This window comes from Blautia sp. MB18-30, from assembly GCF_023669475.1.
Classification (GTDB): domain Bacteria; phylum Bacillota; class Clostridia; order Lachnospirales; family Lachnospiraceae; genus Blautia_A; species Blautia_A fusiformis.
Genome location: NZ_JAMOYY010000033.1, coordinates 21,196 through 29,229, shown reverse-complemented (window position 1 = coordinate 29,229; position 8,034 = coordinate 21,196). Strand labels below are relative to the sequence as shown.

The window sequence follows — 8,034 nt, the reverse complement described above, 5'->3', positions numbered from 1 at the left end:
AGGCTATTTCGGGAATTAACGACTGTGGAGTGTACTTAGGATCTGTGAGTAGAGATAACTCCGGTTACTCAAAAGCATACACAAAGAAACAGTAAGCGGTATTCGTGAGAATCCGCATTATCTCGATGTGAGTATGTTTAATCACATTTTGAGTGGCAGGTGATCGATGAAACTGATCCATTTATCAGATCTTCACCTGGGAAAACGTGTCAATGAGTTTTCCATGATCGAAGATCAGAAATATATTTTGAATGAAATCCTGAGGATCATTGATAAAGAAGCACCGGACGGGGTTCTTCTTGCGGGGGATCTTTATGACAGACCGGTTCCGTCTGCGGAAGCCGTGCAGCTTTTTGACCGGTTTCTTACGCAGTTGGCAGAAAGGAAGATTCCGGTGTATGCCATCAGCGGAAATCATGACAGTGCGGAAAGGATCGCTTTCGGTTCACAGATCATGAGTAGCAGTGGGATCTGCATGACCCCGGTATACGATGGAAAAACAGAAAAGTACTGTTTAACGGACAGCTATGGAGAAGTGTGGATCCATCTGCTTCCATTTGTGCGTCCGGCAACTGTGAGGCACGGGCTGGAAGGAGAAGAAGAGGTGGATGAGATCCGTACCTACCAGGAGGCCGTGCAGGCGGCAGTTGCACATATGGAGATTGATAAACGTCATCGCAATGTACTGATCGCCCATCAGTTTGTGGTCGGTGCAATGCGCTGCGATTCTGAAGAGATTTCCGTTGGAGGTATCGACCAGGTGGAGGCAGATGTGTTCCGGGATTTTGACTATGTGGCACTTGGTCATATCCACAGTCCTCAGAATGTGGGAAGCGAGCACATCCGCTACTGCGGAACTCCTTTGAAATATTCTTTTTCCGAGGCAGGACAGCAGAAATCCGCGACAGTTGTGGAGCTTCTGGAAAAAGGAAATCTCAAGATCAGGGAGATTCCGCTGAAGCCTCTACGGGATATGCGAAAACTGAAGGGCACATACATGGAAATCACATCACTGTCCGGTTATCAGGACACAAACACAGAGGATTATGTGCAGATCACGCTGACAGATGAAGAAGATATCGTAGATGGAATGCAGAAGCTCCGTACTATTTATCCGAATCTGATGAGGCTGGAATATGATAACCGACGCACAAGAGAAAACCAGGAGATCGCAGGCACAGAAACGGTGAAAAGGAAATCTGAGCTGGAATATTTTGAGGAATTTTTTGAACTGCAGAATAACCAGCCCATGAATGAAGAACAGCGGAAATATTCCGAAGACCTGATCCGTAAGATCCAGGAGGTGAAATAATGAGACCGAAAAAACTGACCATCAGTGCCTTCGGGCCCTATGCGGACAAAACAGAGATTGATTTTTCAAAGCTTGGAGAGGGAGGTCTCTACCTGATCACCGGTGACACCGGAGCAGGAAAAACCACGATCTTTGATGCGATCACCTTTGCGTTATATGGAAGAGCCAGTGGAGAGGTAAGAGATCCGGCCATGTTTCGGAGCAAATATGCAGAGCCTTCCACAGAGACCTTTGTGGAGCTTGTTTTTTCCTATCAGGGGAAAAATTATCACGTGCGCCGGAGTCCGGAATATATGGCTCCGAAAAAAAGAGGCACCGGACAGACTCTTAGAAAAGCTGAAGCACAGCTGATCTATCCGGATGAACGTCAGCCGGTGACAAAGGCAAAAGATGTTACTGCGGCAGTGGAACAGCTTCTGGGACTGAGTTATGATCAGTTCACACAGATCGCAATGATCGCCCAAGGGGATTTCCAGAAATTACTTCTGGCAGGAACTACACAGAGAGGAGAGATCTTCCGACAGCTCTTTCACACAGGACTTTATCAGCAGATTCAGATGAAACTTAAGGATGCGTCAATAGCCAGATATAAGGAATATGATGAAATGCGCCGCAGTATTGCCCAGTATTTGGATGGAGTGAAAACGGAGACTGCTTCATGGCAGGAGGCAGAGGAATTTGACGAACTGAAAAAGATAAAATTCGAGGGAAAACTGGAGCGGAGTCTGGAACTTCTGAAGCAGTTTCTGGAATATGGTGAAGCACAGGAAAAAGAGCTCCGGGAAAAAGAAGACTCGCTTAATCAGGATATACGAAAATCAGAAGAGGCACAAAATCTTGTGGCTCAGAAACGAAATCTGGAGCTGAAAAAGAAAAAAGCGGAAAAAGATCTGGAAGAATTAACACCACTTCTACAGCTTGCAGTAGAAGTGGCGGAAAAATATAAAGATGCAGATCACAGATGTGAAGAGCTTGGAATCAGGATCCGTGAAAAAGAAGAAAAGCTGAAAAAATATCAGGAGCTGGAAAAGCTGAAAAAAGAGCTGGAAACAATCGAAGGAAAGCTTGAAACAGTCAGTGAAAAAAAAGAGAAGGATATTTCCGAAGAGCAGCTTTTGCAGAAAAAAGATGAGGAAGAAAAAAAACGCCTTTCAATACTGGCAGATGCAGGAGAAGAACTACAAAAATACAAGTTTGAGTACGATAAACTGGACAGTGAAAAACGAAGCTATGACAGCTGTCTGCTGACGGAAGAAGAGATCAAAAAAGAACAGAAACAGATAGATGGATGGCAGGAAGAAATCATCCGGAAAGAAACGCAGCAGAAGGAAGAGCTGGAGCAGCAAAAGAAAGACAAGGCGCTGTTGGACAGCGCGGAGCTGGAACTTCAGAAGGCAGAGACGAAAAAGACAGAAGGGCTTCGGAAAAAGAAAGAATTAGAAGGACTGATTGCTCTGGTTAAGGAGTTTCAAGGGGCTTATAATGCCACGAAAGAGCAGCAGGAAAAATATAAGATTTCCATTGAAAAAGTACAAAAGCAGAGAGAAGTTTACCAGAAACTGTTTCAGAGTTTTCTGGACGCGCAGGCAGGGCTCCTGGCGCAGGAACTGAAAGAGGGTTGCCCATGCCCGGTATGTGGTTCTTTCGAGCATCCGCGTCCGGGAATACTTCCCAAAGGACAGGTTGTGGATCAGGAAATCCTGGACAGAGAGAAACAAAAACTGGACAGACTGGAGAATGACGCAAATACGCAGAGTGTGGAAGCAGGAAAACGAAAAGAACGCCAGAAAACATTATGGCATCAGATCCAGAGGGAGGCACAAGAGCTTTTACATGAGACGGAATGGAAAAAGCTGATCCCTTTGCTGAAAGAAAAACAGGACCAATGTGAAAAGCAGCTGGCAGACAGCGAGGAAGAGATTCGCATAGCAATAGAACGTAAAAAAAAGAAGAACGAAACAGAAACGTGGATCGAAAAGCTGGAAACAGAGATCGTTCAGTTACAGGAAGAGAAAAATCAATGTGACAGAAAACAGGCCGGTCTTCAGACAAGAGACGTGGAAAACAAAAAGCAGCAGCAGATAACAGCAGAAGAGATCCGAAAACTGATTCAGAAAAGTCTGGTGTCAGGAAATGGAGAAGTGACGGACAACACAGCTGCAGGATTTGAAAGACAGATACAGGATATGCTCAGCTGCCTGTCAGAAAAAGTTCAGGGAAAGGAAAAAGAAGCAAAACAGAAACAGGATCTTGAGAAGCTGATCATAGAAAGAGAAAAGACTCTGAAAGAACTGGGAAGAGTTATCAATGAAGCTGCACAGGACATCGTACGTCTGGAAACAGAGAGGAAGAATAAAGCACAGAAAGTGGATGAGCTGAACGAAGAGATCGGAGAAGGTGGAAAAGAATCTCTGGAACAGGAAATAAAAACACAGAGGAAGCTGTATGAAGAGCTGAAAGAAAGCAGCAGAAGAGCTCAACAGAAATTACAGGAGATCCGGGCGGAAAAGGAAAGAATAACAGCGGTTGTAAAAAACTTTGAGGAGCAGAAAAAAGAAATCGGAGAAGTAGATGAGGATGCGCTCAGAGAGCAGTACAGCCGTTTTAGGGAAGAGAAAACACAGCTTTCGGAAAAACGAAAAGCACTTTTTTCTGTTCAGAAGGGAAATGAGGAAATATATCATAAAGTGCAGGTACGTCAGACGGAAATGACTGCGGCGGAAAAAGAATATGTCTGGATGAAAAATCTTTCGGATACAGCCAATGGAAAACTGAACGGAAAGGCAAAGATCGAGCTGGAAACTTATATCCAGATGGCATATTTTGACCGGATCCTGCGAAGAGCCAATCTCCGTCTTATGACCATGAGTAGCGGTCAGTACGAACTGAAACGCCAGGAGCAGAGCAAAAATCAGAAAGAAAAAGCAGGTCTCGATCTGAATGTCATAGATCACTATAACGGAACAGAACGAAGTGTAAAGACATTGTCCGGTGGGGAATCCTTCCAGGCATCTCTGTCCCTTGCACTGGGCCTGTCTGATGAGATCCAGGCCTGCGCAGGGGGAATCCGGCTGGATTCCATGTTTGTAGATGAAGGATTCGGATCCTTGGATGAGGAATCCCTGGAACAGGCCCTGAAAGCCCTGACAAGTCTGGCCGACGGAAAACGTCTGGTAGGAATTATCTCACATGTGTCAGAACTGAAGGAACGGATCGAAAATAAGATCATCGTCACCAAAAAATGTGGTGGGGATGGTGTGGGAAGCAGTATAAAAATTCAGTGAAAACGGCAGGAAATCTTCCGATAATCATTGGGAGTCATACCAGTTTGCTGCTTGAAAATACGGCTGAAGTAACGAAAATTGGGATATCCTACCATGTGGGATATCTCATTTACGTGATAGGAAGAAGTTTTCAGCAATTCTTTAGCTTTCTGGATACGCAGATCGGTAAGAAGATCCGTAAAATTTTTGCCGGTTGTCTGTTTGATCAGTCTGCTGATATAAGGAGTACTTCGGTTAAATTCATCGGCGATACTGTATAGGCTCAGAGGTTTTTCATAATTTGCGTGGATATATTCAATCAGCTGACTGGTCAGGTAGTTGTTTTTATTAATTTTATCAGTATTCAGAAGGCCTGCAATCTGAAACATCCAGTCCTGAAATATTTCAGTCTTTTTTTCCAGAAGTGAGGAGGTTGAAAAAAGCTCTTTCTGTGTTTTGGTGATCTGACGTACCGAATCTGACAGTTCCGTGGAAGCTGACTGAAAAAAAGAAAGAAAAAGAGTCATAAAACTATACATGAAACTGTTGAACTCATCAGGAGTTTGCCGGGTGAAAAACTGGGAGATCTCATCAAAATGCCTTTGAATCATTGTTTTGTCACCGGAAGACAGGGAATTGAGAAGAACCTGAAAATAGTTGGATTTTTCATACATGACAGCAACGGGGTTGGTTTCCAGATCACGGTAGAGCATGACAAAATGACTGGAATTTTTCAGGGTATTAAAAATTTCTACAGTCTGGCTTCGAAGCAGGGGAATTTCAGACAGATTCTCAGAGTGACTGCTGATGGCTGCGGACATGAGAACGTGATTTTTTTTTAGTTCCCCATGTATGAAATTAGTTATTTTTGTAAGTTGTTTTTCATCAATGTCCGGACATAAGGAATACAAAGCGTTTCCATAAGAAAAAATAAGAGCTCCCGGAATCTGTTCCTGAAGATAATGTTCGGCGATATGCGTAAAGTAATATTCTTTTTCCAGATCTTTTGAAACTGTTGTAGAACATTTGCAGTATAAAAGGTAATAGCTTTTAATATGATCCAGGCGGAGCATGGTGACTTCTTCATGAAAAGAAGAAGAAAGGGAAGTGGTGTTCCTGAAAAGTAACCGTTCAAAAAAATCTTTTTGAAGATTTCTGATATTTTCTTTTAGATAGGATTCATATTTTTTGCGCATGATCGCCTGATTTTTCCGTTCGGTGATAGTATGTATAGCTTTCAATACGGATTCTTTCAGGACGTTTTCGTCTACTGGTTTTAGGATATAATCGAAAACATGGTTTTTAATCGCTGTCTGTGCATACTTGAAATCAGAAAAACCGGTAATCAGTATTACGATCTTATCTGGAAAATTATTATGCACGAAAGAAGAAATATACAGGCCGTCTTTTCCTGGCATACGGATATCCGTAAGAATGATATCTGGTTGCTGAGAGGATATGATCTCCAGTGCTTTTGCTGCATTGTCAGAAGTAAAAATATTCTCTTTTTCTGTAAAAATCTGTGAAATATACATTTTAAGTTTTTCCAGGATGATCTTTTCATCATCAACGATCAGAATTTTCATTTTGTCAGGTCCTCCCTTTGATGTATTTGTGGAATACGGATCGTAACACATACAGAAGTACGGTCTTCCATATTTTCAAGAAGCAGTCCATAGGAATTTCCGAATTGGGACCGTAGCCGCATCTGAATATTTATAAGCCCAATGCTTTTCTGGTCGGAAAAAGAAGTTTGTGATACAGAGTGAATCTTTTCAATTACCTGGTGAGAAAACAGGGGGCCGGTGTTATAGACTTTGATCAGTACATCGTCTTTAAAAGTAAATAATTGAATAGAAAGAAAGCCATTTTCCACAGATTCACTGATACCATGTATGATAGCGTTTTCAACGACCGGCTGTATGATCAGTTTTGGGATATACAGATCTTCCATGGGATCGTTACATTCGATCAGAAAAAGAAGCCGATCCTGGAAACGCATTTTCTGAATATCCAAATATTCTCTTACGTAATTAAGATCTTCTGAAATAGGAAGAAGATCAGGGCCTTTGATGCTCATTCGCATGATATCAGCCAGTTTTGGAACGATATCTGTGATTTGCGCTGTTTTTCCAAGAGATGCCAGGCTTGAGATACAGTCCAGGGTATTGTAAAGAAAATGTGGGTTGATCTGTGCCTGAAGCGTTTTCAGCTCTGCGTTTTTTAGAAGAATCTGTTGTTCCGTGATCTTCTTTCCGGATTCCTGAAGGCGCAGGAGCATATGGTTGTATTCCTTTGTCAGCTCAGAAAATTCGTTGCTGGAAACTGTGTGGATCAGGGCGGTTTCATCGGCAACAGAAGTTTGTTTTAACTTAGTGATAAAAACCTGAAATTCCTGGGATATGGTTCTTGAAATCTGAATAACAGCGAAAACCAGTATCAAGAGAAAAAATATGGAAATAACCAGTAGCTGACGCCATACACGATTGATCGAATGAAATGCGCCGGTTGTGTTGAGAAGCCCTCCGATTTGTAAGAAATCGTTTACAGAATAGCGGATGGCATAAAAATTACTATTCCCCCTGTGGGAGTGATAATTCATATTCATGCTGGCTGTGACGGATGGGGCATAGGGGGAAGTTGTATATACCAGGTCACTATTTTGAAAAAGGGAATAATAACTATATTCAGAATCCTGATGCTCCGTGATCATATCCTCCATAAACCGGATATTGATCTCAGTCAGTAAAATACCGATCTTCTTTTCCGGTTTCTGAATGTCAAAAATATTTTTGGCAGCAGTGATGGTATAAGGTTCCTTTGGAGAATAGTAATAACAGAGAGTTCCCTTTGGTTGTTTTAGATACTCACTGAGCTGCTCCAGTTTTTGCTCCTGTTGTTCCAGGGTGGAATTATAAATAGTCTGATTGGAAATGATCCCATTATCGGTCAGAACAATATAAACCCGTTGAATTTTAGACTGAGCACCTAAAAGATATGTGGAGAAAAGGGTGTTACACTGGGACTGAACTTCTTCCGGACTGAGCTTTTTATCTGCATAGGAATGGATCAGAGACTGAATTTCTGTTCCGTAAAGCAGCAGATCAATGTTGGAGTTCAGTGAGGAAAAATAACTGGCTGTATTTTTTGCGATAGACAGAGTATTCTCTTCATGTTCCAGAAGAATATTGTTACGGGATTCTTTTACATAAATCATATAAAAAGAAGATAATAAAATGATATAACTGAGAATCACAACTGGAAGAACGATGACAAGAATTCGAAATTTTATAGAGTGTTCTTTAAATTTTGCAGTAATAGAAAACAATTCTTACCCCTCCTTTCGGTATTATTATATAATGATGAGTAAAAAAAACCAATACATATTATGAAAAGTGACACATAATGTCAAGAAGTGTGCACTGTTTTGATATTAAAAATTATAATATAATGAGTTCA

At 41.9% G+C, this 8,034-nt stretch carries 4 protein-coding genes; 2 read left to right on the top strand and 2 right to left on the bottom strand.

Annotation, left to right across the window (positions count from 1 at the left end; translation table 11 throughout):
• Positions 1 to 166: 166 nt before the first annotated feature.
• Positions 167 to 1,312 carry an exonuclease SbcCD subunit D gene (locus NCY57_RS13195; RefSeq protein ID WP_021651526.1) on the top strand — a complete coding sequence of 382 codons (1,146 nt, stop codon included), beginning with the start codon at positions 167 to 169 and terminating at the stop codon, positions 1,310 to 1,312.
• Complete coding sequence (locus tag NCY57_RS13190) at positions 1,312 to 4,596, top strand: SbcC/MukB-like Walker B domain-containing protein (protein ID WP_250789749.1); 3,285 nt, start codon at positions 1,312 to 1,314, stop codon at positions 4,594 to 4,596. The genes NCY57_RS13195 and NCY57_RS13190 overlap by 1 nt, the downstream gene beginning before the upstream one ends.
• Here NCY57_RS13190 and NCY57_RS13185 read toward each other — a convergent pair.
• Positions 4,590 to 6,161 carry a response regulator transcription factor gene (locus NCY57_RS13185; protein ID WP_250789748.1) on the bottom strand — a complete coding sequence of 524 codons (1,572 nt, stop codon included), beginning with the start codon at positions 6,159 to 6,161 and terminating at the stop codon, positions 4,590 to 4,592. The two genes, NCY57_RS13190 and NCY57_RS13185, sit on opposite strands and share 7 nt — an antisense overlap.
• Positions 6,158 to 7,903 (bottom strand): sensor histidine kinase, encoded by a 1,746-nt coding sequence (locus tag NCY57_RS13180; RefSeq protein WP_092070120.1) that lies wholly within the window; start codon positions 7,901 to 7,903, stop codon positions 6,158 to 6,160. Before NCY57_RS13180 ends, NCY57_RS13185 begins: the two co-directional genes overlap by 4 nt.
• Positions 7,904 to 8,034 lie beyond the last annotated feature (131 nt).

What these genes read in the sequence shown, in the direction of transcription:
- NCY57_RS13195 (WP_021651526.1), top strand. Translation starts at nt 167, where the DNA reads ATGAAACTGATCCATTTATCAGATCTTCACCTGGGAAAACGTGTCAAT.
- NCY57_RS13185 (WP_250789748.1), bottom strand. Translation starts at nt 6,161, where the DNA reads ATGAAAATTCTGATCGTTGATGATGAAAAGATCATCCTGGAAAAACTT.
- NCY57_RS13190 (WP_250789749.1), top strand. Translation starts at nt 1,312, where the DNA reads ATGAGACCGAAAAAACTGACCATCAGTGCCTTCGGGCCCTATGCGGAC.